Raw genomic sequence first — 25,417 nt, 5'->3', positions numbered from 1 at the left:
ACCGCGGGGCCCCTTCGCGCGTACTCCCCGCCGATGCGGGACCGGCGGCGGCGCTCAGCGGGGCAGCGGCGCGTCCGCCCGGCGCAGCGCCGACCAGCCGGTGTCCCGGGCGCGGGCCGCGGCCAGCAGCCCAGCCACCGCGGACGCGTTGGTGATCTCACCGGCCAGGACCATGGCCACCGCCTCGTCCAGGTCGAGCCGGACGACCTGGAGGTCGGCCTCCTCGTCGCGGCGCTCGTGGCGCTCGTCGGCCGGCACCTCGGCGAGATCCCGGGCCAGGAAGACCCGGACCAGCTCGTTGGTGAACCCGGGTGAGCTGTGCAGGTCGACAAGCACGTCGACCTGCCCGGCGGTGAGGTCCGCCTCCTCGGCCAGCTCCCGCAACGCGGCCGCCGGCAACTCCTCGCCGGAGACGTCCATCAGCCCGGCGGGCAGCTCCCACAGGTGCCGCCCGACCGGGTGCCGGTACTGCCGGATCAGCACCACCTGACCGGCGTCGTCGAGCGCCACCACGGCCACCGCCCCGACGTGCCGGACCAGGTCCCGCACGCCGGTCCCGCCGCCCGGCATGGTCACCTCCTCGGTGACCACGTCGAAGATCCGCCCCCGGTACCGCTCCTCGCGGGACCGCACCTCGTAGCGGTGCTCCAGGTTGCTCACGCCGTCGCCTCGCTGCGCTCGACGACGGCGCGAGGCGCCTCGCTGCTGAGCCTGCTGGTTCGCTCGCTGCGCTCGCTCACGAGGAGGACGTCGCCTTCGTCGCGGCACCGTTGCGGGTGGCCTTGCGCGTCGTCGGGGCCTCCGTCGCCGCATCCAGGTCGACAGGCAGTTGGTCGGCCTGCGAGTACGTCACCGCCGCCTTGACGAACGAGGCGAACAGCGGGTGCGGGCGGGTGGGGCGGCTCTTCAACTCCGGGTGCGCCTGCGTGGCCACGAAGAACGGGTGCAGGCTGCGGTCCAGCTCGACGAACTCGACGAGCCGGCCGTCCGGCGACGTGCCGGAGATGTGCAGACCCGCCTTGGTCAGCGCGTCCCGGTAGGCGTTGTTCACCTCGTACCGGTGCCGGTGCCGCTCGCTGATCTCGGTGCTGCCGTACGCCTCGGCGACGATCGACCCCTCGGTCAGCGTCGCCGGGTACGCCCCGAGCCGCATGGTGCCGCCCAGGTCACCCTTGCCGGCAACGATGTCTTCCTGGTCGGCCATGGTGGCGATGACCGGGTGCGCGGCCTGCTCGTCGAACTCCAGCGAGTTGGCGCCGTCCAGGTCGGCCAGGTGCCGGGCCACCTCGATGGTCATGCACTGCAGGCCGAGGCAGAGCCCGAGCAGCGGGATGCCGGTCTCGCGGGCGTACCGGGCGGTGCCGATCTTGCCCTCGATGCCGCGGACGCCGAAGCCACCGGGGATGAGGATGCCGTCCACGCCGGCCAACGCCGCCGCGGCACCGGCCGGGGTGACGCACTCGTCGCTGGGCACCCAGCGCAGCTGCACCCGGGCCCGGTGGCCGAACCCGGCCGCGCGGATCGCCTCGCTGACCGACAGGTACGCGTCGGGCAGGTCGACGTACTTGCCGACCACGGCGACGGTGACCGTGTGCCGGGGCCGGTGCACCCGCTCCAGCAGGTCGTCCCAGCTGGCCCAGTCCACGTCGCGGAAGGAGAGACCGAGCCGACGCACCACGTACGCGTCGAGCCCCTCGCGGTGCAGCACCTTCGGGATGTCGTAGATGCTCGGAGCGTCCGGGGCGGCGACGACCGCCTCGGCGTCCACGTCGCAGTAGAGCGACAGCTTCTCCTTGAGCTTCACCGGGATCTCCCGGTCGCAGCGCAGCACGATCGCGTCCGGCTGGATACCGATGTTGCGCAGTTGCGCCACCGAGTGCTGGGTCGGCTTGGTCTTCAGCTCACCCGACGGCGCCAGGTACGGCACCAGCGAGACGTGCAGGTAGAAGCAGTTGTCCCGGCCGAGGTCGTGGCGGACCTGGCGGATCGCCTCCAGGAACGGCAGCGACTCGATGTCGCCGACCGTGCCGCCGACCTCGGTGATCACCACGTCGGGGAGCTGGCCGTCCTCGTCCGGGTCGGCCATCGCCAGGATCCGCGACTTGATCTCGTTGGTGATGTGCGGGATGACCTGGACGGTGTCGCCCAGGTATTCCCCCCGGCGTTCCTTGGCGATCACGTCGGAGTAGATCTGGCCGGTGGTGACGTTCGCCTTGCCGGACAGCGCCCGGTCCAGGAAGCGCTCGTAGTGCCCGACGTCGAGATCGGTCTCGGCGCCGTCCTCGGTGACGAAGACCTCACCGTGCTGGAACGGGTTCATCGTCCCCGGGTCGACGTTGAGGTAGGGGTCGAGCTTCTGCATCACCACGCGCAGCCCGCGCGCGGTCAGCAGGTTGCCGAGGCTGGAGGCGGTGAGGCCCTTACCCAGCGAGGAGGCGACGCCCCCGGTGACGAAAATGTGCCTGGTCGTCCGTGCTGATGGGGCCAAGGCCTGCTCCCGTGTCGTCTGTCGCGGTCATGCAGACCGCCGTGCATGATCAGCTCAGTGATCGCGATCCACGGGATTCGACGGTAACACCTCCCGACCGGGGACCCGCAGGCCGCACCCCGGCTGCGACACCACCGGGTCATCCGCGAGCAGGCCCGCGCTCAGGAGGCGGCAACCTCGGTCGATGACCTGTTGACCTGCCGGGGTGGCCCGGGCACCGTCGGCGCGGCGTCCGGCGTCGACCCGCTCGCGGTCGGCGCCGCCGGGTCGTCGGCGTCGGTCGTGGAGTCGTCCGGGGTCTCCGGCGGCGCGACAGCCGTCACCGAGCCCGAGGGTGGGCCGCTGATCGGACGGGGATGGACCGCGCCCAGCGGCCCGCCGCCACCGGTCGGGCCGCCGCCACCGGTCGGGCCGTCGCCACCGCCGCCGGTCGGGCCGTCGCCGCCGGTCGGGCCGACCCCGCCGGGCCCCGACTCGTCCACGCCGTCCGCGCGGGAGCGGCCCGCCAGCGGGCGGGTCCGGTCGGCGGCATGTCCGAGGACCCGCAACGACGCCAGGGCGGCCATCGGCACCACAAGCGCGGCGGCGGTGCCCAACACGTCCAGTGCCGCGCCGTCGAGCACACCACCGAGCACCGCGGCGACCACGGTGCCGGCCATCGCGGCCCGGACCGCCGGGTAGATGCCGAACAACCGCATCAACCCGCCCCACGGCTGCAACAGGGCGAACCACACGAGCAACCCACCGACGAGCGCCAACACGGTCAGCGGGCTGTTGACCAACGTCTCGAAATTCTCCGTGCTGGACCGGTGCACGGTGAACCCGCCGGTGCCGTCGCCGAGCGCGGAGAGGAACCTGCCCAGACTGCCCCGCTCGGCCGCCGAACGCCGCAGGTCCACCACGGCGAACCCGATACCGACCGCGAGAGCGGCCATGGCGGCCCAGGCCAGCCGGCTGATCGTCAACCAGCCACCGGCGCTGATCACGGCGGCGACGCTCACCCCGGCGGTGAGCGCGATCGCGCCGACCGGATCGGCGCCCAGGTACGGGCTGCCGACCACCACCACGGCGAGGCCGCCCACGGCCACCATCACCGCGGGTCGCCAGCCCCGGTGCACCCGTTGGGCGAACCACCCCCCGGTGAGCAACGCGCCGGCGAGGAACACGCCCAGCCCCACCGTGCTCAGCCCGGCGTACCGGCCGCCCTGCAACGCGGAGTAGCCGACCACGCCGTTGAGCTGGAGTCGGGCCCCGGTGAGCACGTCCATGCCGACGACCAGCGTGGTGAGGCCGGCCACCGCGCCGAGGGGGCCGAGAGTGCCCGCGTACCCGGGGAAGAACCGGACCGCCGCGGTGCCGGCGGCCACCAGCAGCGCGGTGATCCCGGCGAAGAGCCAGCCGGGGTGGTCGCCCCGCCACCAGGGCACCGCGTCGGCCAGCAGCGCCGCCGGCACCGTCAACGCGGCGGCGACCAGCAGCAACTCCGCCACCGCCACGATCCGCCCCGGGGTCGGGCCGGTCGGCCCGGCCTGCGGGCGGGCACGGCGCAGCAGCGGCAGGACCGCCAGCGCCAGGAACACCTGCACGCAGGCGAGCAGCGTGAAGAACCGGCCGGAGACGGTCCGCTGGGCGGCCGCCTCCTGATCGGCGTCCGCCGGGGCGCTTATCGCGTCGGCGAGGTCGGCCGGACGACCGTCGGTGCTGACCGCCGGACGACCGAGGAAGAGCCGCTCCGGCATCGGCCGGCCCAGCGCGGCGAGGGCGGTCGGCGCGAGGTCGACGAGTTGCAGGTACCCGTCGCGGCCGGTGCTGGCCGAGGTGAGCCACCCCCGCTCCCAGCCCGGCCCGTCGGCGACCGCCACGTGCAGCCGCGACGGCTGGGCGGTGTCGGAGATCCCCGCGACCAGCACCAACGACCGTGGTGGCCGTGCGGCGAGCACCCGGGCCAGTTGGGCGTCCGCCGCGCGGGCCTGCGCGGCGCGCGACGCCGGATCGATCCCCTCGACGGTGCCGAGGTCGACGATGCTCAGCACGCACGAACCGAGCAGCGCCCGCGGATCGGTCGGCAGCGCCGGAGCGTACCTGTCGACGCGGCCGAACGGCCGGGCGGCCGCCACCGCCGCACCCGGGCCCACCGCGACGGAGCAGCGGACCGACTCCGACAGCGACCCGGGCATGGCCCCCCAGGACAGGCGCTGCTGGTTGTGCTGCACCACGCTCTCCTGCTCGGGCAGGTTCGCGCCGATGCCGTCGGGTTGTTCCACGACCACCCCGGCCGGCGGGCAACCGTCGGGCGGCCGGCTGCCGTCCCACGCGGCGAAGCTGCCCGCGCCCAGGGTCAGCCAGCCGTCCACCGGGCAGGTGGGGCGGTGCGCGGAACGCACCGACAGCGAGCCGATCGACCCGTCCCGGGCCATCCGCCACAGCGTCGGGGTGCTCTGCGGGTCGACGTCCTCCCAGCGCAGCCCGGCGATCCCGGCGAGCACCACGAAGTCGGCGGTGCGTCGCGGGGTGCCCTGGGGTGGGCGGGCGGCCAGCGCGGTGACACCGAGCGCCACCACGAGCACGGTCAACAGGGCGGGGGCGATTCGGCGCAGCATCACCGGTGTCCCGTTCTCGGGGCGTCGGAGTCCGGGGTGGCCGCCGGAGCGGTGCGGTCCGGGGCCAGTTCGTCGTAGAGGGCGGCCAGCGTGCGCACGGTGTCCGTCTCGGTCGGCCACGTCGCCGCCTGTTCGGCGCCCCGCCGACCCAACTCGGCCCGCGCCGCCGGGTCGTCCAGCAACGCCCGCACCGCCGCGTCGACCGCGTCCACGTCACCCGCGGAGATCAGCGTGGCGGCGTCACCGACCAGGTCCGGGAGGCCACCGACCGCGGTGGCCACCAGCGGTACGCCGGCGCGCAGCGCCTCCTGGGCGAAGAGCTGTCGGGCCTCCCAGTCGCTTGTCACCACCGCGAGATCGGCGCCGGCGAGCAGGTCGGCCACGTCGGTGCGGTGCCCCAGCAGGGTCACCGGTGCGCGGGCCGCCGACGTCCGCGCGGCAAGCGGCAGATACGCCGGCCCGCTACCCGCGATCACCACGACCGGCGGCGGGGTACGCGTACGCCAGCGGGCCGCCGCGTCGATCAGCACGTCGTAGCGCTTCTGCGGGTGCAGCCGGCCGACCGAGAGGATCAACGGCTGGTCCGGGCGGACGCCGAACTCGGCACGTACCGCCGCTGGACGGCGACGCGGCGCGGGCAGCGTCGGTGCGGCGACCGGGGCGAGCCGGGCGTCGGTGGCGCCCACCTCGGCGGCCCGTCGCACCAGGTCCGCGGAAGCCCCGAGCGCCACCCGGACGCCTCGGGCCACCACCCGTTCGACGAGGCGGGACACCCTGCCCCGCAGTCCCCCCGCGAGCACCGCGTTGTGCCAGGTGACGATCAGCGGGGCGGCCGGGCGGGCCAGTACGGCGACCAGGCCGGCCCGCAGGCCGTGCGCGTGCACCACGTCGACCCCGGCGGCGGCGAGCACCCGGCGCAGCGCGAGCACCGCCCGCGCGTCGGCCGGGGTCGGGCTGGCCGGGATCTCCACCGGCTCGAACCGCGCACCGACACCGGTGAAGTCGAACTGCTCCTGCGTGGCGGCGGGCCCGCAGACCAGGACCGTGGCACCACCCGCGACGAGGCCACGGGCCACCGAACGGACGTGCTGGCCGACACCGCCGGTGCTGGACGCGAGCACCAACGCGACGCTGCCCGACCAACCGGCAGGCTGAGGTGGCTCAGTCATCGCGCTGCCGTCTCCTTCCCGTCGCCCCGCTCCGGGGAGACCGGCGTCGGCCCGTCGCCCCGTGGCCCCCGCCGACCCAGACGCCGCAGCACCCCGGCGAGCAGCGGCTGCACGTCCCGCCGGTCGACGAACCAGACCACAGCGAGGAACACCGCCCCGACCAGAACCCCGGACAGCATGCCCTGACCGAGTGCCGCCGCCGTCGTCGGGGTGCCGCCGCCCGGCGTGTCGAGCCAGCGGGTGAGGCCCCACCCGGCGAGCGCGGCGAGCACTCCGGCGAGGCCACCGGCCGCACCGGCACGGGCCGCACCGGCCAGCGCCGCCCGGCCGGCGCCGCGCAGCACGGCACCGAGCAGCAGGGCACCGAGCACCAGCATGCCCACCGAGTTCGCGGACGTCACCGCGAATACCCGGTCCCGCAGCGGCAGCAACGCACCGAACAGCAGGACGACGGCCGGTACCACCAGGAAGCCGACGGCGGTGGCGACAGTCGCCGCCCGGGTCTCCCCCCGGGCGTAGAGCGCCCTGGTGAGCACCGCGAAGAGGCCGTAGCCGACCAGGCCCGGGGCGTACCCGATGATCGCGGCGGCGGCGGTGGGTGCGGTGGATGCCGGGAAGAAGAAATGCCCGACGGGTGCGGCGGTCCCGATCAACGCGGCAGTGCCGAGGCAACTGAACAGCAGCACCCCGCGCACGGCCGGTGCCAGCGTCGCCCGGTAGGCGTCCTCGTCACCGGCAGCCCGTGCCGCGACCAGAGTCGGGTACGCCGCGATGGCCAGCGGCACCGCCAGCACCGCCCACGGCAGCAGGTAGACGGTCTGGGCCAGGTTGTAGATGCCCGGGTTGCTGCGCGCACCGGCGGTGACCTGGTTCAGGCTGACGATCAGGGCGATCTGCTGGGTGGTGACGGTGACCGCGCCGGCCACCGCCAACCCGCCGACCCGGGCCCGCGCGTCGGCGGGGAACCCGAAGCTGGGCCGCAACCCCAGGTGGAGTCGGCGGACGGGGATCAGCAGGGACAGCGACAGCACCACCACACCGAGGGTGGTGCCGGCGGAGAGCAGCAACTCCCCACCGGGACTCACCCCGCCGACGGTGGCGTACCGACCTTGCGTCGCGGTGAACCCCAGGTAGACGACGATCACGGTGAGACTGGACAGCAGCGGCGCGAGCACCGGCCAGGCGAAGCGCCGGTGCGCCTGGAGCACCCCGGTGAGCACGATGCCGACCCCGTACAGCGGTAGCTGCGGCGCGAAGACCCGCAACATCCGGACGCCGCTCTGCTGCTGGGCGTCGGTCAGGTGGTGGCCCAGCGACTCGACCACCGGCCCGGCGAGCAGCACCACCAGCACCGCGAGCGGCACCAGCAGGGCCAGCGTCCAGGTCAGCAGCGTGCCGGTGGTCCGGGCCACGGCCGTCCGGTCGCCGGCCGCGACGGCGCCGGCCAGCAGCGGTACGACAAGACTGGCCAGCGCACCACCGGCGACGATCTCGAAGATGAAGTTCGGTACGGCGTTGGCCACCACGTAGGTGCCGCCGAGGTCGGTGGTCCCCAGACTCCAGGTGAACACGGCGGTGCGGCCGAAGCCGGCGAGCCGGCTGGCCACGGTGAGGACGGCGATGAGCGCGGCTGCTCCGGCCAGCCGGCCGGTGCCGGCGAGGGGGGCCGGTCTGGTCACGTCAGTCGGCGCGGCGGCCCAGTGCGTCGAGCTCGCGCAGCCCCCGGGTCCGCTGGATGACGGCGGTGAAGCTGACCTTCTCACTGGTGGCGGTGAGACCGGCGAGCGCGGCGAGCAGGGCGGCCCGGCCGAGCGGGCCGGTGCGGGCGGCGAGCGCGACGCCGAGCAGCGCACCGAGGGCGTTCGCGCCGCTGTCGCCGAGCATCACGTCCTCGGCCAGGTCGTCGCGGAGCAGGCCGGCGGCGGCACCGGCCGCGCCGGCGGCGATCCCGCCGTGCGGGCCGCCGGTCAGCGGCGCGGCGAGCAGCAGCCCGGCCTTGAGGGCGCGGCCCGGCCGCAGGTCGAGCAGGTTGAGCAGGTTGGCTGTGCCGGCGATCACACCGGCGCCGAGCAGCACGTCGACGCCGCGGCCGACGGCCCCGTGGCGCTGCCGGCGCGGGTGGGCGGCGACGCGGGGGTCGGCGGCGAGCAGCGCGGCGGCACCCAGCCCGGCGGCACCCACCCCGACGACCTTGACCAGGCCCGCGGTGACCCGTCCCGCGCGCAGCGCGGCGAGGTGACCGGTGAAACCCTTGGCCGCCTTCTGCTCCGGCCGTGCGCCGACCACGTCGTCGTAGAGACCGACGCTGCCGGCGCCGAGGCCGGCGACCAGGGCGGCCCCACCGGACGCGCCGCTGGTGGCACCGAACGCGCCGACGGCGCTCGCCCCGGCGGCGAGCGCCGGCCCGGCGGCGAGGGTCACCGTGCGGCCCCGGAAGTTGGTGCGCTCCAGCGCCGGGCCGGCCGGGGAGGTACGCACCTCGCGCAGCGCGTAGCGGGCGGCGGCGGCACCGGCACCGGCGATCAGCAGCCGGCCCAGGACGCTCACGCGGCTGCCCTTCCGGCCGCCTCGTCGGTTACGGACACGGGGGTACGTCGTTCGCTCACTGGGGCAGTCTAGGCAACAGGCCGGAGGCGGCGTTGTCACCGACGCCGTACTGGCCGGCCTTCTTCTCGGTGAGCTGCTGCACGAGGGCGAGGCTGGTGACCAGTTGGCCCTGCACGGTGTTGGCGTTGTCGACCGTGGAGATGGTCTGGGACAGCACCGGGTCACCGCGGACCACGGACACCAGGTTGCCGCCGGCGGAGCCGTTGCCGGCCACCACTATCGCGCCGGTCCGGTCGAACTGCTCGGCGATCTTGACGACCGACTCGTCCCGCTTGTCGGAGTCCTTGTCGACGTACGGCTGGCCGCTGACCACGACGACCGCCTCCGCCGAGCCGGTGACCTTGTTGTTGTCGGTGGTCAGGTAGCCGGCGTTGTTGTACGCGGCGAGCACCGCCCGCCGGTCGGCGTCGCTGACCGGCGCGACGCCCTGAGCCCGGTCCAGCAGGACGCTGGCCAGCAGCGCGCTGGAGGTCTCCACGCCGTGCCCGTTGCCCGGCAGGCCGGTGGTCTGCGCGGTCGGACGGGCCGCGGTGACGGCCAACTCCAGCAGGTTGGAGTTGTTGTCCGGGTTGACCAGCTTGTCCTGGAGATCGACCCGGCCGGTGATGGTGGCCCCGGCGAGCTGGAGCTTCTTGAGCACACCCTCGGTGTGGTCGCGCCCGTTGGGCAGGGTGAGCACCAGCACGCGCCGCCCGGTCAGTGCGCCCGGGAGGACGACCTGGGACATCTCCTCGGCGAACTCCTCCTCCAGCCCGAGCTGCTTCTCCATGTTGTTGACCTGCTGGCGCCAGTACTGGTTGTCCTTGCGCAGCCCGGTGACCTGACCCTCAAGCGAATCGGCGACCGGGCCGTTGAGGGCGGCCGTGCCGACCACCAGGCCGATCGCCAGAGCCAGGAACACCGCGGTGAGGGACACCACGTGGTAGCGGAAGTTGATCACGCTTGCAGCCTCTTGATCGGTCGGGAACTAGAAGAGCCGGTACAGCTGGAACACGAAATTGTCCCACCACTCGGCGACCACACCCAGGTACGCCTTCCCGACGGTCGAGACAGCCACCGCGGACGCCATCGCCGCGATCGCCGACAGCACCAGCAGCAGCAGCGACGACCCGGAGATGCTCTGCCGGTAGAGCCGGCTCACGCCCTTGGCGTCGACAAGCTTGCCACCGACCTTCAGCCGGGTCAGGAAGGTCGAGGCCATCCCGCCGCGACCTTTGTCGAGGAACTCGACGAGGGTGGCGTGGGTGCCGACCGCGACCAGCAGCGAGGCGCCCTTCTCGTCGGCGAGCAACATGGCCAGGTCCTCGCTTGTCGCCGCCGCCGGGAAGGTGATCGCCGGCACGCCGAGGCCGTTGACCCGGGGCAGGCCGGGTGCCCGCCCGTCCGGGTACGCGTGCACGATCACCTCGGCACCGCAGCGCAGCACGTCGTCGGTGACCGAATCCATGTCCCCGATGATCATGTCGGGGGTGTACCCGGCCTCGACGAGCGCGTCCGCGCCGCCGTCGACGCCGATGAGCACCGGCTTGAACTCGCGGATGTAGGGGCGCAGCACGTCCAGGTCGGCCTTGTAGTCGTAGCCACGGACCACGATCAGGCAGTGCCGCCCCTGGATCTGCGTCTCGATGTCCGGCACGCCCACCCCGTCGAGCAGCAGGTCGCGCTCCTGCCGGAGGTAGTCCATCGTGTTGGCGGCGAACGCTTCCAACTGCACCGACAGACCCTCCCGGGCGTCGGCCATCGCCTTGGCGACCGACTCGGCGTCCTGCAGGCTGCCGTGGGCCACCGGCTCGTCACCGGCGAAGACCGTGTTGCCCTCGATGCGCACCTGGTCGCCCTCGCGGATCTGCTCGAAGACGCCCTCACCGAGGTCGTCGAGCAGCGGGATGCCGGCGGCGATCAGCACCTCCGGCCCGAGGTTCGGGTAACGGCCGGAGACCGAGGGCTTGGCGTTGAGCACCGCGCCGACCCCGACCGCGACGAGCGAGTCGGCCGCGACCCGATCCAGGTCGACGTGGTCGATGATCGCGATGTCACCGGGTCGCAGCCGACCGACCAGGCGTTTTGTTCGGCGATCAAGGCGCGCGGTGCCGAGGACCTTGCCCGGGTCGGAGTTTCGGTTTCGGCGCAACGTGGGTAGACGCATCGTGACCATCCTGGCATGTGAGGCAGGCTTTTCTGTCGCGACATGCCTGAGCAGGGCCGCCTACCCAGGGAAGCACACGTCGGCATAAGCCGGTGTGCTTGCGCTCACAATACGCGGCGTCACAGCCGCCTTTCCTTGGCGGCCACGGCCAGAAGCTCCTCGGCGTGGGCGATACCCAGATCCGAATCGGGCAAACCTGCCAGCATCCGGGCCAGTTCCCGGGCCCGCTCGGTGTCCTCCACCACCCGCACCCCGCTTGTCGTCACCGCCCCGCCGGTGTCCTTCGCCACCACCAGGTGCCGGTCGGCGAACGCGGCCACCTGCGGCAGGTGCGTGACGACGAGCACCTGGTGGCTGCGGGCCAACCGGGCCAGCCGGCGGCCGATCTCCACCGCAGCCTGCCCACCGACGCCCGCGTCGACCTCGTCGAAGACCAGCGTGGGCGGGCCGCCCGAGCCGGCGAAGACCACCTCGATGGCGAGCATCACCCGGGACAACTCACCGCCCGAGGCGCCCCGCTGCAACGGCAACGACGGCGCTCCCGGGTGGGCCAGCAACCGCAGCTCCACCTCGTCGCCACCGTCCGGTGTGACACCCACCTCGACGCCGTTGACCGCAAGCGTCGGCTCGGCCCGACCGGCCGGTCGCGGCAGCACCGCCACCTCGATCCGCGCGTGCGGCATGGCCAGACCGGCCAGCTCGACGGTGACCTGCTCGGCGAACCGGATCGCCGCCTCCTGCCGGGAGGCCGACACCCGCCCTGCCAGGTCGGCCACCTCCACGGCGAGCCGCTGACCCTCGCGCTCCAACTCGTCGAGCAGGTCGTCGGACATGTCCAGGTCGGACAGCCGGGTGCGTGCCCGGTCGGCCCAGGCGATCACGCCGTCGACGTCGTCGGCGTACTTGCGGGTCAGCGCGCGCAGCGCCGCCCGCCGCTCGTAGACGTGCTGCAGGCGGGCCGGGTCCGCGTCGAGCGTCGCCAGGTAGGCCGACAGCTCCGCCGACACGTCGGTGACAAGCGTGGCCGCCTCCTCCAGGCGGGCCGCCAACTCACCAAGCGCCGGGTCGGTGCCGGACTGCGCCTCCAACGTCCGACGGGCGGTGCCGAGCAGCGCCGCCGCGTCCGGGGTCTCGTCGGCGGCCTCCGCACCGCCCGCCACGCACTGCTGGGCGATCTGCGCGGCCGTGCGCAGCCCCTCGGCGTGCTCCAACCGCTGCGCCTCGGTCTTCAGCTCGTCGTCCTCACCGGGCTGCGGATCCACCCGGGTGATCTCGTCGAGGCCGAGGCGCAGCAGGTCGGCCTCCTGGTTGCGTTCGCGGGCGTTGCGCCGCCGGTCGGCCAGGTCGTCGACCACCCGCCGCCACCCGGTGTACGCCTCGCGCAGCGCGTCGAGCAGCTTCTCGTGCGCGGGGCCGGCGAACCGGTCCAGTGCGGCGCGTTGCTCGGCCGGGCGCAGCAGCCGCAGTTGGTCGGACTGGCCGTGCACGGCCACGGCCTGCTCGCCGACCTCACCGAGCATCGACACCGGCATGCTCCGGCCGCCGACGTGGGCCCGCGAGCGCCCCTCCACCGTCACCGTGCGGCTCAGCAGGACCGAGCCGTCCTCGTCGGGCTCGCCACCGGCCTCGGTGATCCGCGCGTGCACGGCGTCGGCGACCCGCCCGTGCAGGCGCAACCGCCCCTCCACCACCGCCCGGCCCGGCTGGGCACGGACCCGCCCGGCGTCGGCCCGACCGCCGAAGAGCAGGCCGAGGCCGGTCACCACCATCGTCTTGCCCGCACCGGTCTCGCCGGTGATGACGTTCATGCCGCCGGCCAACGGCAGCGTGGTGTCCTCGATGACGCCCAGTCCGGTGATGCGCAGCTCTTCCAGCACAGCCACCGACAGTAGACGCGAGGCACGACAGTTGACCAGCCGACGGGCCCGGGTGCGGCCCGTACCCGGCCGACGTACAGTTCTGCCCCGTGTTGGACGTGATCGGCCTGACCTCGGCTGAGGAGGAGCTCTACCGCTGCCTGCTCCAGCTCACCACGGCCCGCATCGACGAGCTGGTCCGTCGTCTGCACCGGCCCCGTGCGCAGGTCGTCGCCCAGGTCGAGGCGCTGCGCGGCAAGGGCCTCGTGCAGCCCACCGACAACGACCCGGACGCTCCGCTGCGCCCGACCGCCCCGGACGTCGCCCTCGGCGCGACGCTGCTGCGCCGCCAGGAGGACCTGGAGGCGGCCCGCCGCCGGGTCACCCAACTGGCCGAGGAGTACCGGTCCGGGCTGCGCCGGCACCACGTCGACCACCTCGTCGAGGTGATCACCGGTGGTCGGGTGCTGCGGGACCGTCTGCGCGATCTGCAGAATGCGGCACGCGCCGAGGTGCTCTGGTTCTGCCGCGCCAATCCCCTGGCGATGGCCGGCCCGGAGAACGTCGAGGAGTTCGACGCGCTGGCCCGCGGGGTGAGCTACCGGGCGATCTACGAGCGTGACCTGCTGCTGGAACCGGGCGCGCTTGCCGACCTGGCCAAGGGTGTCGCCGCCGGGGAGCAGGCCCGGGTCCTGGACCGGCTGCCGGTCCGGCTGGCCATCGTGGACGCCCGCGTCGCCATCTGCCCGCTGGTGCCCGACCGCGACGGCGGCGAACCGAGCGCCGCCGTGATCGGTCGCAGTCAACTGCTCGACGCGCTGCTCGCCCTCTTCGAGAGCCACTGGCGGGTGGCCACCCGGTTGCGGCTCGACGATCCCCTCGTCGTCGCGACGACCGGCACTCGACGTCCAGATCCACCGGATCAGCCGGGCGACGGTTATCAGCCGGACGCCGACGAGGCGCGGCTGCTCTCGCTGTTCGTGGCCGGCGTACCGGACAAGTCCATCGCCTCCCAGCTCGGGGTGAGCCGGCGTACCGTGCAGCGGCGCATCGCCGACCTGATGGCCGCCGCCGGTGTGGACACCCGGCCCGGGTTGGCGTTCCAGGTCGCCCGTCGCGGCTGGCTCTGACGCCGGTGGGGTCCGCCGCCGGTCGACGGCGGACCCCAGGGGCGGCCAGGCCGCCCCGCCCGGTGCGGGTCAGCGCAGCCCGTACGCCTGGAGCACCGTCTGGTCGACGGAGTTCCCGGCCCGGTCGGCGGCGTGCACCCGCAGCGACACCGTTCCGTGCCCGGCCGGCACTGTCGCGGTGTACCGGGTACCCGACCCCCTGGTCGGCGCGTCGCGCCAGGTGACGCCCCCGTCGAAGGAGACCTGCACGCGGACGCTGGTGCCGGTCGGCGTGGGCACCCCGGCGGGCTGCCGCAGGGTCAGCCCCAGTTGGTGCGGCCGGTTGCCGCGTACCGTGCCGAGCAGGTCGGCCGGCACCCGGTAGTCCACCTGGAGCAGCGACAACGGCGTGGCGGCGGCACCCGCCGGCCGGGCCGAGGTGAACTCCCAGGCCGTGTCGGTCCGGGTGCCGTAGCGCCACTCGGCCGAGGACCGCCTCGTGGTCAGGTCCAGCCGGTAGCGGGCCCGCTGCGCCGTGGTGGGCACCGGTGCCCACCCGCCGGACAGGTCGGCGATCGGCGTGCCGTCCCGGCTGACCCGGGCCTCGACGGTGTCCGACTCCTCACTGCCGCCGGCGACGCTGTAGTGCCCGTCGGCGTCGACGAACTCGGGCACCCGCAGGTCCAGGCTGTCACCGGTGCGCGTGGGCACCGGAGCCCCGCTGGCCGGTACGGCCGGGCGGAGCACCGGGGCATGCCAGGTCTCGGTCTCCCGGTCGTCGGCCGCGTACCGCCGGGGCTCCTGGGTCAGCCCACCGGCCACCTGCCCCCACTGCATGAACATCTCCTTGTGCAGCACCCGGTGCTGCCACCAGTTGTCCCCAGCGCTGACGAACTCCTGCCGGGTGGTCCCGTTGCGGACCAGGCGCTGGTCGTCGTTCCAGGAGTACTCCTGCCACGGACGCCAGCCGAACCGCTCCTCGGTGGCCCAGCCCGCGCCCGTGTCGCCGTAGCTGGCGGTCACCTCGGCGGTGTTCTGCGCGGTCACCGTGTGCACGATCCGCTCCGGCACCCGACCCTTGGACACCTGCCACACGTCGTACAGGTACGGGCTGTCCACCGTCAGCGTCAGGTCCAGCGTCGCCCGGCCCTTGCGCGCCGCCGCGATCAGCCGCTGCCCGTCGTCGTACGCGACGACCATCGCCGGGATCGGCAGCCGCTCCCCTGCCGGCCGCCAGACCGTCCACGCGGTCCGGTCCTCCGGTCGGACGATCAGCACCACCGCGGCGCCAGCCGCCGCCGCGGCGGCCACCTGCTCATCCTCGTTACGGTCCGGATCGGCGGCGAGCAGCGCCGCCGCACCCCGCACCCGGGCCAGCTCGGCCGGGGTTCCAGTGCCGGCCCAGACCAGCGGCAGCTTCCGTCGACCAGGCGGCGTCGGGGACGTGCCCAGCAGGTTGATGTCCGACGGGCCGGACACGCCGCTGATCGTGGCGTCCACCATGGGCGCGACGAGCTGCCAGCGGGAGGCGAACTCGAACTCACCCTGGCGTACCGGGGGAGTCGGCGTGACGTTGACCTGCTGGATCGTGCTGTAGGCCATGACACCGTGGTCGATCTGCCGGCCGTTGCCCAACACCCGGTGCACGTAGTAGCTGAGCGTGGCCCGCTGCTCGCTGGGCTTCGGCGTCTCGATCCGCACCGGCGTGCCCCTGCGGGCGTCGAGCACCACGGTCAGGTCCCGGTCGACGACCAGCTCCGGCTCGACGGCCTCGGTCAGCTGCTCATCGAGGGGAGCGCCGTGCTCGACCAGCGCGGTCAGCAGGTACGTGCCCTCCTCGACCCGCAGGGTGCCCTCGCCCGGCCACCAGCCCCAGAAGTCCGACTCGGGCTGCTCACCGTAGAGGGTGAGCCCCGGCGAGAGGGTCAGCTGACCCTGCCGGTCCAGCACCTTCACGGTGACCTGGTGCAGCGGGCCACTGACGGTGAGCCCCACCGGCGTGCGTACGGCGACACCGTCCGCGCCCGTCGCCACCAGCCAACCGCCGTGCGGGCCCCGACCCAGCTTCGCGGGGTCGGCCCGCAGCGGCACGGCCACGCTGGCGCCCGCCGGAACGGTCACCTCGCCGGACTCGACGGCGACCCCGTCGTTCTCGGCCGCGCCGCTGTCCAGGTTGCGCAGGTCCAGAGCCAACCGCAGGGTCTGCGCGCCCGTCGTGTCGTTGGTGTACGTCACGGTGCGCTGCACCGCCGCGCCACCGGTGGTGATCCGACCGAAGTCGACGGTGGCCGAGGCGTACACCTGCTGCCTGAGCGCCCGAGCCACGTCGACCCGGCCGCCACCCTGCTCGAAGACGGTCAGCGCCGGGTTGGCCTTCGTGGTGCTGACGAGGGCGTCCTTGAGCGTCCCGGCGGCCCAGTCCGGGTGATCCTGGGCGAGGATCGCCGCCGCGCCGGCCACGTGCGGGGTGGCCATCGAGGTCCCGGACGCGGTCGTGTAGGCGTCGCCCACCGGCGTACCCATGGTGGTGCCGGCGGCCCGCGCGGCGATGATGCCGACGCCCGGGGCGGTGATCTCCGGTTTGAGGCCGTTGTCGCCGAGCCGCGGACCACGGCTGGAAAACTCGGCCAGGTTGTCGTCGCGGTCCACCGCGCCGACGGTGAGCGCCGCCGCGGCCGCGCCCGGCGAGCCGACGGTACGCGCCGCGCCCGCGTTGCCGGCGGCGATCACGAAGAGCGCACCGGTCTCGGCGGTCAGGTCGTTGACCGCCTGGCTCATCGGGTCGGTGCCGTCGGTCGGGCCGCCGCCGAGGCTCATGCTGACGACCTTCGCACCGGAGTGGGCGGCCCACTCCATACCGGCGATGATGGCCGAGTCGTAGCCCGAGCCGCCGTCGTCGAGCACCTTGCCGACCAGCAGCCGCGCGCCGGGCGCGACGCCCTTGCGCAGCCCCGCGGACGCGGCGCCGCTGCCGGCGATGGTGGCCGCGACGTGCGTGCCGTGGCCGTGACCGTCCCGGGCGCTGCCACTGTTGGAGAAGTCCCGCGCCTCGGTGATCCGCCCGGCCAGGTCGGGGTGGGTGGCGTCGACACCGGTGTCCAGGACGGCCACCGTCACGCCACTGCCGTCCCGCCCGGCCGCCCAGGCCTGCGGGGCGCCGATCTGCGGCACGCTGTGCTCCAACGTCGGGCGGACCCGCCCGTCCAGCCAGATCCGGGCGATGCCGCCACCCAGCCGGGGCGCGCGGGCCGTGGCCCGGGTGGTGGGCGTGCCGGCGAGCACGCTCCACAGGCCACCGAGGTCGCCCTTGCCGACCCGCAGCGCCGCGCCGTTGATGCTCTCCAGGGGTCGGGCGTCGGTGACGCCGGCGAGCGGCCGGACCCGGCCGGCGGCCGGCTCCTGGTAACGCACGATCAGCGGCAGGTTGCCCTGCGCGGCGTCGCCGTAGCCGTCGGCGGCCAACTCCTGCACGTCGAACAGGTTGGCGTCGAGCACCCCGCTGGAGACGTACGGCAGGGCGTCGCTGGGCAGCACCCGCAGCGCGCCGTCGACCTGCATGGTCTGGAAGACGATCCGCTCGCGCCCGGGCCCCGGGCGGACGGTGGCGGCGACCCGACCAGGTGCGGCCCGCACCAGGTCGACCTGGTCGCCGGTGATCAGCGTGAGACGGACGGGCGCGGCGCCCGGGGCGGGCGTGCCCGCCCTCGGGCCGGTGGGCCGGGCGGGCGGGTCGGCGGACGCCGGTGTGGCGAGGCCGACCACCAACGCGCCGACCGCGCCGACGGCGAGCCAGCGTGGGGACCAGTGCATGCGATGTGCTCCTCTACTCCTCCAGGCCCGCCATCCGTGGACGGGGGCCGATCGGAGTCTGCGACGGAGCCCGTCACCGGGTCACTAGTCGCCAGCCGCCGTAGCGGCGACATGTCGTCAGGTGGACAACCGCCGTCCACCCACGGTGTGCGCCGCGGTCACCGGCGGCTGCCGCGCCAGCCGTGCACGGGAAGGCCGAACTTGGCGACCAGCCGGTCGGTGAAAGGGCGGGCCCGCAGCCGCACGATGCGCACCGGCAGCGCACCCCGACGCACCGTCACCCGGGCACCGGGCGGGAGGTCGTAGACGCGGCGCCCGTCGCAGGCGAGCACCGCGAGGGTCGTGAACGGGTCGACGGTGATCACGAAGGTGGACGTCGGCGCGGTGACCAACGGGCGGCTGAACAACGCGTGCGCGCTGATCGGCACCAGGAGCAGCGCCTCCACCTCCGGCCAGACCACCGGGCCGCCACCGGAGAACGCGTACGCGGTGGAGCCGGTGGGGGTGGCGCACACGACACCGTCGCAGCCGTAGCGGGACAGTGGCCGCCCGTCCACGTCGACGAGCAGTTCGAGCATCTGCGCCCGCTCGCCCTTCTCGATGCTGATCTCGTTGAGCGCCCAGGACTCGATCGTCGGCCCGCCGTCGAACTCGGCGGTCACGTCCAGGGTGAGCCGCTCGTGGGCGCTGTAGTTGCGATCGACGACGTCGCGCACCGCGCTGTCCAGGTCGTCGATCTCCGCCTCGGCCAGGAAGCCCACCTTGCCGAGGTTGATGCCGAGCAGCGGCGCCTTCGCCGGCCGGGCCAGCTCGGCGGCACGCAGGAAGGTGCCGTCCCCGCCGAGCGCGAAGACGATCTCGGCGCCCTCGGCGGCCTGCGGGCCGGCGATCGGTACCACGCCGGGCAGGTCGAGGTCGTCGGCCTCGTCGGCCACCACGCGTACCTCGAAACCCGCGGCGATCAGGTCGGCCGCTACCGACCGGGCGTGCTCGGTGCTGCGCCGACGGCCGGTGTGGGTCACCAGCAGAGCGGTCCGGCTCATCGGGTCACCCGCCCGACCGGGCGGCGGTGCGCCACCGTCGCCCCGGCACCACCGCGTGTCGTACCAGGGCGTGTGGCAAAGCCCCTGGCCGTCCTGGGCTCGACCGAGGCGTTGACACACGCCCTGGTGCCCTCGCTACGCGCGTTCACCCTGCGACCTCCTCCGCCGCCACGCCCGGCACGTCGCCGGCCGTCGTCGGGCCGTCCGGCCCGGCCGCCACCACGGCCCGCACCCGCCGCGGGTCGGCCGGTGCGGCGCCCCGGCGCAACCATACGAAGAACTCCACGTTGCCGCTGGGCCCGGGCAGCGGACTGGCCGCCACGTCGGCCAGCCCGAGGCCGAGCCGCGCGGCCGCCGCCGCCACGTCCAGCACCGCCTCGGCACGCAGCTCCGGGTCACGGACCACACCGCCGGCACCGACCCGGTCCTTGCCGACCTCGAACTGCGGTTTGACCATCAACGCCAGGTCACCGTCGTCGCGGGTGCAGCCGGCCAACGCCGGCAGCACCAGCCGCAGCGAGATGAACGACAGGTCGGCCACCGTGAGATCGACCGGCCCGCCGATCACGTCCGGTTCGAGGGTACGAACATTGGTGCGCTCCAGGACGCGAACCCGCTCATCCGTGCGCAGTGACCAGGCGAGCTGCCCGTAGCCGACGTCCACGGCCACCACCTCGGCGGCGTCGGCGCGCAGCAGCACGTCGGTGAAGCCACCTGTCGACGCGCCGGCGTCCAGGCAGCGCCGACCGGCGACGCGCAGCCCACCGGCGGCGAACGCGGCAAGCGCGCCCGCGAGCTTGTGCCCGCCCCGGGAGACGTACTCCTCGGTCGGGTCCTCGCCGGTCACCAGCAGCGGATCGGCGGGGTCGACCATCGCGGCGGCCTTGCGCGCGACGACCCCACGCAGCTGGACGCGGCCGGCCTCGACCAACGCGGCGGCCTGCTCCCGGGAGCGGGCCAGACCACGGCGGACGAGTTCGGCGTCCAGCCGGTTGCGACGTGCCATGGGTGGTTCTCCGGTCTGCTCAGGCCTGGTCGTTCCACTCAGGTCTGGTCGATGGTGGCGAGGGTTTCCCGCAACGTCTCGTAGGCCGCCTCGTACTGGGCGATCTGGTCGGCCGGGGCCAGCGTCGCCGCGTTGGCCATGGCCCGCACCGCGGCGTCCACCGCCGGGTGCCGCGCCGCGTCGTCCCCGGGGTCGGGCAGCGGCCCGCCCATCGGCGGGCCGGGCCGAGCTGCTCCGCCAGCCGGCGGGGCGGGCCGAAGTGCTCCGCCAGCCGGAGGCGGGGCGGGCCGGGGCGGGAACGACCCGCCGGGCGGTGGACCGGGCCGGTTCATTCGACGTCGTCCGGGGGCTGCTTACGGACCGCCTTCTTGGCCGGCATGTCCGCGGGAGTGGGCGGCTCGTCGGCGGTGCGGCTGATCGTCGCCGGCGGCTTCTTCGCGATGGCCTTCTTGGCGACCGCCTTCTTGGCGACCGCCTTCTTCGCCACGGCCTTCTTGGCCACCGGGGCACCCGCGGGGGCGTCCGACGGCACGAGGCCGGTGCCGGGCTGCGCGGCGAGCGTCGGGTCGGCTTGCGCGCCGCGGCTGGCCGTCGGCGCGGCCGCCGGGTCAGCGGCGGTCGTCGGTGCGGCGGTCGTCGGTGCGGCGGTCGTCGGCGCGGTCGTCGGTGCGGCGGTCGTCGGTGCGGCGGCGGTCGGCACGGCGGTCGGTGGCTCCATGGCGCGCGCCTCGCGTAGCTGCCGTTCGAGGTCGCGCACCCGTCGGGTCAGCTCGGCCACCTCGTCGGCGGTGGCCAACCCGACCGCGCCGAGGGCCCGGTCGACCTCGAAACGGACCAGCTTGGTCAACGCCTCTCGGTTGGCGGCGCCGGTGGTGACCAACTCCTCGCCGAGGGCCTGGAGTTGGGCGGCGGTCGCGCCGCCGGAGCCGACGAGGCGACGTGCCGCGTCCTGGGCCTTCTTCCGCGGCGCCTCCGTCAGGCCCATGGCCAGCTCGAGGTAGGCGCGCCACGCGTCCTGCATGCCTGAGTCCTTCCACGGGGCGAGGTGTGCAGGTGTCACGCTACCGGGCACCCCGGACCGTGCCGTGCGGTACGGTGCCGAGGACGGCGTGGCGATCAGCGAGGGGGAGATGTGGCCAGCGTGGACGAGTGCCGGCAGGCATTGCAGGAGCTGGCCGCCCGGCTGGATCGCAACGCCGAGACGGTGCGTGAACGGATCGACCTGGACCGCACGCTGGCCTGCCGAATCACCGACCTGGACACCGCCTTCCACGGCCGGATCACCGGCGGTCGACTTGTCGAGTTGACCGACGGCGACGACCCCAAGGCCAAGATCGCGCTGAGCACGTCCAGCGACGACCTGCTCGCCCTGGTCCGCGGCGACCTGGACGTCACCAGCGCGGTGACCTCCCGCCGGGTGTCGATCAAAGCCAACCCGTTCGACCTGCTGAAGCTCCGCAAGCTTCTCTGACGACCACGGTCAGGCGGCGGCGGTCAGGCCGAAGCTCTCCAGCGCGTGGGCCGCGTCCGGGCCGATCGGGCGGATCGACGGCAGCGCCGGCTCCGGTGCCGACCAGGCCACCGCGCAGAGCGCGGCCAACGCGTCCAGTGGCCGACCCGAGCCGGCCAGTTCCAGAGTGCCGTCGCGGTCGGTAACGGACCAACCGCCGGCGTCCGCCGGGCCCGGGACCCGCACCGCGGCAGCCGGGTCGAAGAGCCCCGCCAGGTCCCTCGCGACGTACGTGGGACGCCGCCGCGGTTCTGCGGCCAACAGCTCCGGTACGCCGTGGACGCCGGTGAGCACGAGCAGGCTGTCCAGACCGGCGCGGCGGGCACCCTCGATGTCGGTGTCCAACCGATCGCCCACCACCAGGCTCCGACCACCGTCGGCACGCCGGGCGGCGGTCTCGAACAGCGCCGACTCCGGCTTTCCGACCACCACGTCCGGGTCCCGCTCCAGCGCCGTGCGCAGCACCGCGACCAGCGAACCGTTACCCGGCAACGGTCCCCGCCCACTGGGCAGGGTCCGGTCGGTGTTGGTGGCGATCCAGAGCGCACCGCCCCGCACCGCGATCGACGCTTCGGCCAGCTCGGCCCAGCCGACCTGTGGCCCGTACCCCTGCACCACCGCCGCCGGACTCTCGTCGGCCCTGCTGACCGGGGTCAGGCCGACGGCGCGCAGCTCGGCGCGCAGGGCCTCCGCCCCGACCACCAGCACCGGTGCGCCGACGGGCAGCCGGTCCCGCAACAGCTCGGCCGAGGCGGCAGCGGAGGTGAGCACCTCCTCCGGCCGGGCCGGCACACCCATCCCCGACAGCAGGTCGGCGACCTCACTGGACCGGCGGGAAGCGTTGTTCGTGGCGTACGCCACCACCCGACCCTCGTCGTGCAGCCGAGCCACCGCCTCGACGGCACCGGGGATCGGCCGGTCGATCAGGTAGATCACCCCGTCCAGGTCGAAGACGACAAGCGTGTACCCGTCGACCAGCCGCTCCCCCGCGCCCGCGTTCACCGCTGCGTCGGCTCCGACTCGTCGCCCCGGGTGGGGGCGGTTCCGTCGCCGTTCACCGCGTCGGTGTTCACCGCGTCGGCGGACGTCACGCCGCCGGTGGCGGCGGTGTCCGCCGTGGCGGTGCCGGTCTCGTCGTCGTCGAAGTCCTCGTCCTCGTCGACGGAGTCCTCGTCGTCGTCAGCGCGGCCGACAGCACTGTCCTGCTCGTCGTCGTCGAAGTCTTCGTCTTCGTCGTCTTCGTCGTCTTCGTCGTCTTCGTCTTCGTCTTCGTCGCGGTCGTCGCCGGTCAGGTCGGCGTCCGGCTGGGCCGGAACCGCGCCGGGAGCACCCGGTCCCGCGGCGATCTCCTCGGCGGCCTCGTCCTCGTCGTCGCCTTCGATGACGACGCCGTCGAGTTCCAGCAGCCGCTCGGCGGCGTCGGTCTCGCCCTCGGTGTCCACGTCGGCGGCACGGGAGAACCACTCGCGGGCTTCCTCGCGTCGACCCACGGCCAGCAGCGCGTCGGCGTACGCGTACCGCAGCCGAGCCGTCCACGGCACCGTGGCCTCACTGGTGAGGTCCGGGACCTGGAGCATCGCGACCGCGGCGTCCTTCTGCCCGAGGTCACCCCGGGCGCCCGCGGCGACGATGAGCAGCTCGATCGCGACAGCCTGGTCCAACTTCTCCCGGTCGGCGCCCCGGAACAGGTCGATGGCCCGCTCCGGCCGGCCGAGCGCCCGCTCACAGTCCGCGAGCACGGCCAGGTGGCTCTGCAGACCACTCATCCGGTGGTACGTGCGCAGCTCGGCGATCGCCGACTGCCACTCCCCCGCGTGGTACGCGGCAAGACCCACCGCTTCACGGACCGCGGAGATGCGCGACGCGAGCCGTCGAGCGGCAAGCGCGTGCGCCAACGCCTCGGCCGGGTCCTCGTCGATCAGCTGACCGGTCGCGACCAGGTGCCGGGCCACCGTCTCGGCGACCGGCTTGTTCAGCGAGAGCAGCTCAGCGCGAACGTCCTTGTCGAGGTCGGTCGCGAGGATGTCGTCCGGCAGGGCCGGGGCGGAGTTACGCCCGCCCTCGAACGACTCCGAGCCACCAGCACGGTCGTCGCGGCGGAACTCGCCCTCGCGACGCGGCCGCTCGTCGGCCCGGGAAGAACCCGTCCGGTCGCCGCCACGGTAGCCGCTCTCGCGGTCACCGCCCCGGTAGCCGCCGCCCGCACGCGGTCCACTCGGCCGAGAGTTGTCCCGGTCGCCACCGCGGAAGCCGCCCTCACGACGGTCGCCACCCCGGAAGCCACCCTCACGAGGCGCGCCGCCCTCACGGCGGTCACCGCCACGGAAACCACCGTCGCGGTCGCCACCGCGGAAACCGCTGTCCCGGTCGCCACCGCGGAAGCCACCCTCACGACGGTCGCCACCACGGAAGCCGCCCTCACGGTCGCCGCCCCGGTAACCGCCCTCACGGGGCGCGCCGCCGTCACGCGGGCCGCTCGGCCGGTCCCCACCACGGAAACCACCCTCACGACGATCACCACCGCGGAAACCACCGTCGCGGTCACCGCCCCGGAAACCACCCTCACGCGGGCCACTGGAACGCGAGCCGTCCCGATCGCCACCACGGAACCCACCGTCACGGTCGCCGCCCCGGAAACCACCCTCACGACGGTCACCGCCCCGGAAGCCGCCCTCGCGGCCACCACTGCGGAAGCCGCCCTCGCGAGGCGCGCCGCCGTCACGCGGGCCACTCGGCCGGTCCCCACCACGGAAACCACCCTCACGACGATCACCACCGCGGAAACCACCGTCGCGGTCACCGCCCCGGAAACCACCCTCACGCGGGCCACTGGAACGCGAGCCGTCCCGATCGCCACCACGGAACCCACCGTCACGGTCGCCGCCCCGGAAACCACCCTCACGACGGTCACCGCCACGGAAGCCGCCCTCGCGGTCACCGCCCCGGAAACCACCCTCACGGTCGCCGCCCCGGTAACCGCCCTCACGGGGCGCGCCGCCGTCACGCGGTCCGCTCGGCCGGTCCCCACCACGGAAACCACCCTCGCGGCGGTCACCGCCGCGGAACCCGCCACCGTCGCGGGGGGCGCCAGGCCGGGAACCCTCGCGGAAGCCGCCCTCGCGACGGTCGCCACCGCGGAAGCCGCCCTCGCGGTCACCGCCCCGGAAACCACCCTCACGGGAAGGGGCCGACCGGGTGCGGTCGCCGCCCTGATAGCCGCCCTCACGACGGTCGCCGCCTCGGAAACCACCATCGCGGTCACCGCCCCGGAAACCACCCTCGCGCGGGCCGCCGGAACGCGCGCCGTCCCGGTCGCCACCGCGGAACCCGCTTTCACGCGGGCCACCCGAGCGGGAACCGTCCCGGTCGCCACCACGGAAGCCGCCCTCACGGGGAGCACCACTCCGGAAACCGCCCTCACGCGGACCAGCCGAGCGCGAACCGTCCCGGTCGCCACCGCGGAAGCCACCCTCACGCGGGGCACCCGAGCGCGAACCGTCGCGGTCGCCACCACGGTAACCGCCCTCACGCGGGGCACCCGAGCGCGAACCGTCCCGGTCACCACCACGGAAACCGCCCTCACGCGGGGCACCCGAGCGGGAACCGTCGCGGTCGCCACCGCGGAAGCCACCCTCACGGGGAGCACCTGAGCGCGAACCGTCGCGGTCGCCGCCCCGGTAACCGCCCTCGCGGGGGGCGCTGGAGCGCGAGCTGTCCCGGTCGCCGCCACGGGAACCAGAGTCGCGGCCGCCGGCGTATCCGCCGCGGGCGCCGCCACCGCTGTCGCGGTCTCCCCGGTACGGGGGCCGGTCTCGGTCATCGCGGCGCGGGCCGCGGTCGCGTCCGCCCGCACCGTCAGTACGGTCTTCGTAGCGACGGGGACGGTCTCCGCCCTGCGGTCCTGAACTCACAGGTACATCCTTCCTGATTGCGCCACCAATGGCGCTACGCAGTCGAGGGCCGACCCGGATGGGGCGGCCCTCGACTGGAAGATTGTCCGGCGGCGTCCTACTCTCCCACACCCTCACGAGTGCAGTACCATCGGCGCGGGCGGGCGTTGCTTACGGGTTGGG

19 protein-coding genes are annotated in these 25,417 nt (G+C 74.2%); 2 read left to right on the top strand and 17 right to left on the bottom strand.

Annotated elements, in window-relative coordinates:
* Window positions 1–54: 54 nt before the first annotated feature.
* The 9 genes from ACGFIW_RS31595 to recN form a co-directional block, all read right to left on the bottom strand.
* Entirely contained in the window at window positions 55–660 is a 606-nt protein-coding gene (locus tag ACGFIW_RS31595) for an NUDIX domain-containing protein (RefSeq protein WP_393323620.1), read from the bottom strand.
* A gap of 76 nt (window positions 661–736) precedes the next feature.
* Window positions 737–2,488, bottom strand: coding sequence for a CTP synthase (locus ACGFIW_RS31590; RefSeq protein ID WP_393323617.1), 1,752 nt, complete (start codon window positions 2,486–2,488; stop codon window positions 737–739).
* A gap of 161 nt (window positions 2,489–2,649) precedes the next feature.
* Window positions 2,650–5,088, bottom strand: a complete 2,439-nt coding sequence (locus tag ACGFIW_RS31585; RefSeq protein ID WP_393323615.1) for a hypothetical protein — start codon at window positions 5,086–5,088, stop codon at window positions 2,650–2,652.
* A complete protein-coding gene (locus ACGFIW_RS31580; RefSeq protein ID WP_393323613.1) occupies window positions 5,088–6,257 on the bottom strand; it encodes a glycosyltransferase family 4 protein in 1,170 nt (389 codons plus the stop codon). Before ACGFIW_RS31580 ends, ACGFIW_RS31585 begins: the two co-directional genes overlap by 1 nt.
* Entirely contained in the window at window positions 6,254–7,936 is a 1,683-nt protein-coding gene (murJ, locus tag ACGFIW_RS31575; RefSeq protein WP_393323610.1) for a murein biosynthesis integral membrane protein MurJ, read from the bottom strand. Before murJ ends, ACGFIW_RS31580 begins: the two co-directional genes overlap by 4 nt.
* A 1-nt stretch (window position 7,937) precedes the next feature.
* The gene (locus tag ACGFIW_RS31570) at window positions 7,938–8,804 is read right to left on the bottom strand and encodes a hypothetical protein (protein ID WP_393323608.1); all 867 of its coding nucleotides are present in this window, start codon (window positions 8,802–8,804) and stop codon (window positions 7,938–7,940) included.
* Window positions 8,805–8,859: 55 nt separating this feature from the next.
* On the bottom strand, window positions 8,860–9,804 hold the full coding sequence (locus tag ACGFIW_RS31565; RefSeq protein WP_357080549.1) for a copper transporter: 945 nt from the start codon (window positions 9,802–9,804) through the stop codon (window positions 8,860–8,862).
* Between the two features lie 27 nt (window positions 9,805–9,831).
* Window positions 9,832–11,010 (bottom strand): putative cytokinetic ring protein SteA, encoded by a 1,179-nt coding sequence (steA, locus tag ACGFIW_RS31560; protein WP_357558729.1) that lies wholly within the window; start codon window positions 11,008–11,010, stop codon window positions 9,832–9,834.
* Window positions 11,011–11,129: 119 nt separating this feature from the next.
* On the bottom strand, window positions 11,130–12,887 hold the full coding sequence (gene recN, locus ACGFIW_RS31555; RefSeq protein ID WP_393323796.1) for a DNA repair protein RecN: 1,758 nt from the start codon (window positions 12,885–12,887) through the stop codon (window positions 11,130–11,132).
* Between the two features lie 89 nt (window positions 12,888–12,976).
* Here recN and ACGFIW_RS31550 point away from each other — a divergent pair, with 89 nt between their 5' ends.
* Complete coding sequence (locus tag ACGFIW_RS31550) at window positions 12,977–13,996, top strand: helix-turn-helix domain-containing protein (RefSeq protein WP_393323604.1); 1,020 nt, start codon at window positions 12,977–12,979, stop codon at window positions 13,994–13,996.
* Between the two features lie 69 nt (window positions 13,997–14,065).
* Here the strand turns inward: ACGFIW_RS31550 and ACGFIW_RS31545 are convergent, their stop codons facing one another.
* The 5 genes from ACGFIW_RS31545 to ACGFIW_RS31525 all read right to left on the bottom strand — a co-directional run bounded on the left by ACGFIW_RS31545 (window position 14,066) and on the right by ACGFIW_RS31525 (window position 20,855).
* Window positions 14,066–17,785, bottom strand: coding sequence for a S8 family serine peptidase (locus ACGFIW_RS31545; RefSeq protein ID WP_393323602.1), 3,720 nt, complete (start codon window positions 17,783–17,785; stop codon window positions 14,066–14,068).
* A gap of 158 nt (window positions 17,786–17,943) precedes the next feature.
* Window positions 17,944–18,828 carry an NAD kinase gene (locus ACGFIW_RS31540; RefSeq protein WP_393323599.1) on the bottom strand — a complete coding sequence of 295 codons (885 nt, stop codon included), beginning with the start codon at window positions 18,826–18,828 and terminating at the stop codon, window positions 17,944–17,946.
* A gap of 145 nt (window positions 18,829–18,973) precedes the next feature.
* A complete protein-coding gene (locus ACGFIW_RS31535) occupies window positions 18,974–19,834 on the bottom strand; it encodes a TlyA family RNA methyltransferase (RefSeq protein WP_393323597.1) in 861 nt (286 codons plus the stop codon).
* 38 nt (window positions 19,835–19,872) lie between these two features.
* A complete protein-coding gene (locus tag ACGFIW_RS31530; protein ID WP_393323594.1) occupies window positions 19,873–20,166 on the bottom strand; it encodes a hypothetical protein in 294 nt (97 codons plus the stop codon).
* Window positions 20,163–20,855 (bottom strand): phasin family protein, encoded by a 693-nt coding sequence (locus ACGFIW_RS31525; protein WP_393323591.1) that lies wholly within the window; start codon window positions 20,853–20,855, stop codon window positions 20,163–20,165. Before ACGFIW_RS31525 ends, ACGFIW_RS31530 begins: the two co-directional genes overlap by 4 nt.
* Window positions 20,856–20,966: 111 nt before the next feature.
* Here ACGFIW_RS31525 and ACGFIW_RS31520 point away from each other — a divergent pair, with 111 nt between their 5' ends.
* Window positions 20,967–21,305 (top strand): SCP2 sterol-binding domain-containing protein, encoded by a 339-nt coding sequence (locus ACGFIW_RS31520; protein WP_088947517.1) that lies wholly within the window; start codon window positions 20,967–20,969, stop codon window positions 21,303–21,305.
* 9 nt (window positions 21,306–21,314) lie between these two features.
* On the opposite strand, the gene ACGFIW_RS31515 is transcribed toward ACGFIW_RS31520, so the two are convergent.
* Genes ACGFIW_RS31515 through ACGFIW_RS31505 form a run of 3 tightly spaced genes read right to left on the bottom strand, consistent with a single transcriptional unit; the run spans window position 21,315 to window position 24,801 of the window.
* Window positions 21,315–22,346: an HAD-IIA family hydrolase gene (locus ACGFIW_RS31515; RefSeq protein WP_393323588.1), complete on the bottom strand. Its 1,032-nt coding sequence runs from the start codon at window positions 22,344–22,346 to the stop codon at window positions 21,315–21,317.
* Window positions 22,343–23,296 (bottom strand): Replicase polyprotein 1ab, encoded by a 954-nt coding sequence (locus ACGFIW_RS31510; RefSeq protein ID WP_393323585.1) that lies wholly within the window; start codon window positions 23,294–23,296, stop codon window positions 22,343–22,345. The genes ACGFIW_RS31515 and ACGFIW_RS31510 overlap by 4 nt, the downstream gene beginning before the upstream one ends.
* 20 nt (window positions 23,297–23,316) lie before the next feature.
* Window positions 23,317–24,801, bottom strand: a complete 1,485-nt coding sequence (locus tag ACGFIW_RS31505) for a hypothetical protein (protein WP_393323582.1) — start codon at window positions 24,799–24,801, stop codon at window positions 23,317–23,319.
* Between the last annotated feature and the right edge of the window lie 616 nt (window positions 24,802–25,417).

Source organism: Micromonospora sp. NPDC048935, from assembly GCF_043197875.1.
In the GTDB taxonomy this organism is placed as follows: domain Bacteria; phylum Actinomycetota; class Actinomycetes; order Mycobacteriales; family Micromonosporaceae; genus Micromonospora.
The sequence above is the reverse complement of the archived record's forward strand: the minus strand, read 5'-3'. Positions and strand labels throughout refer to the sequence as shown.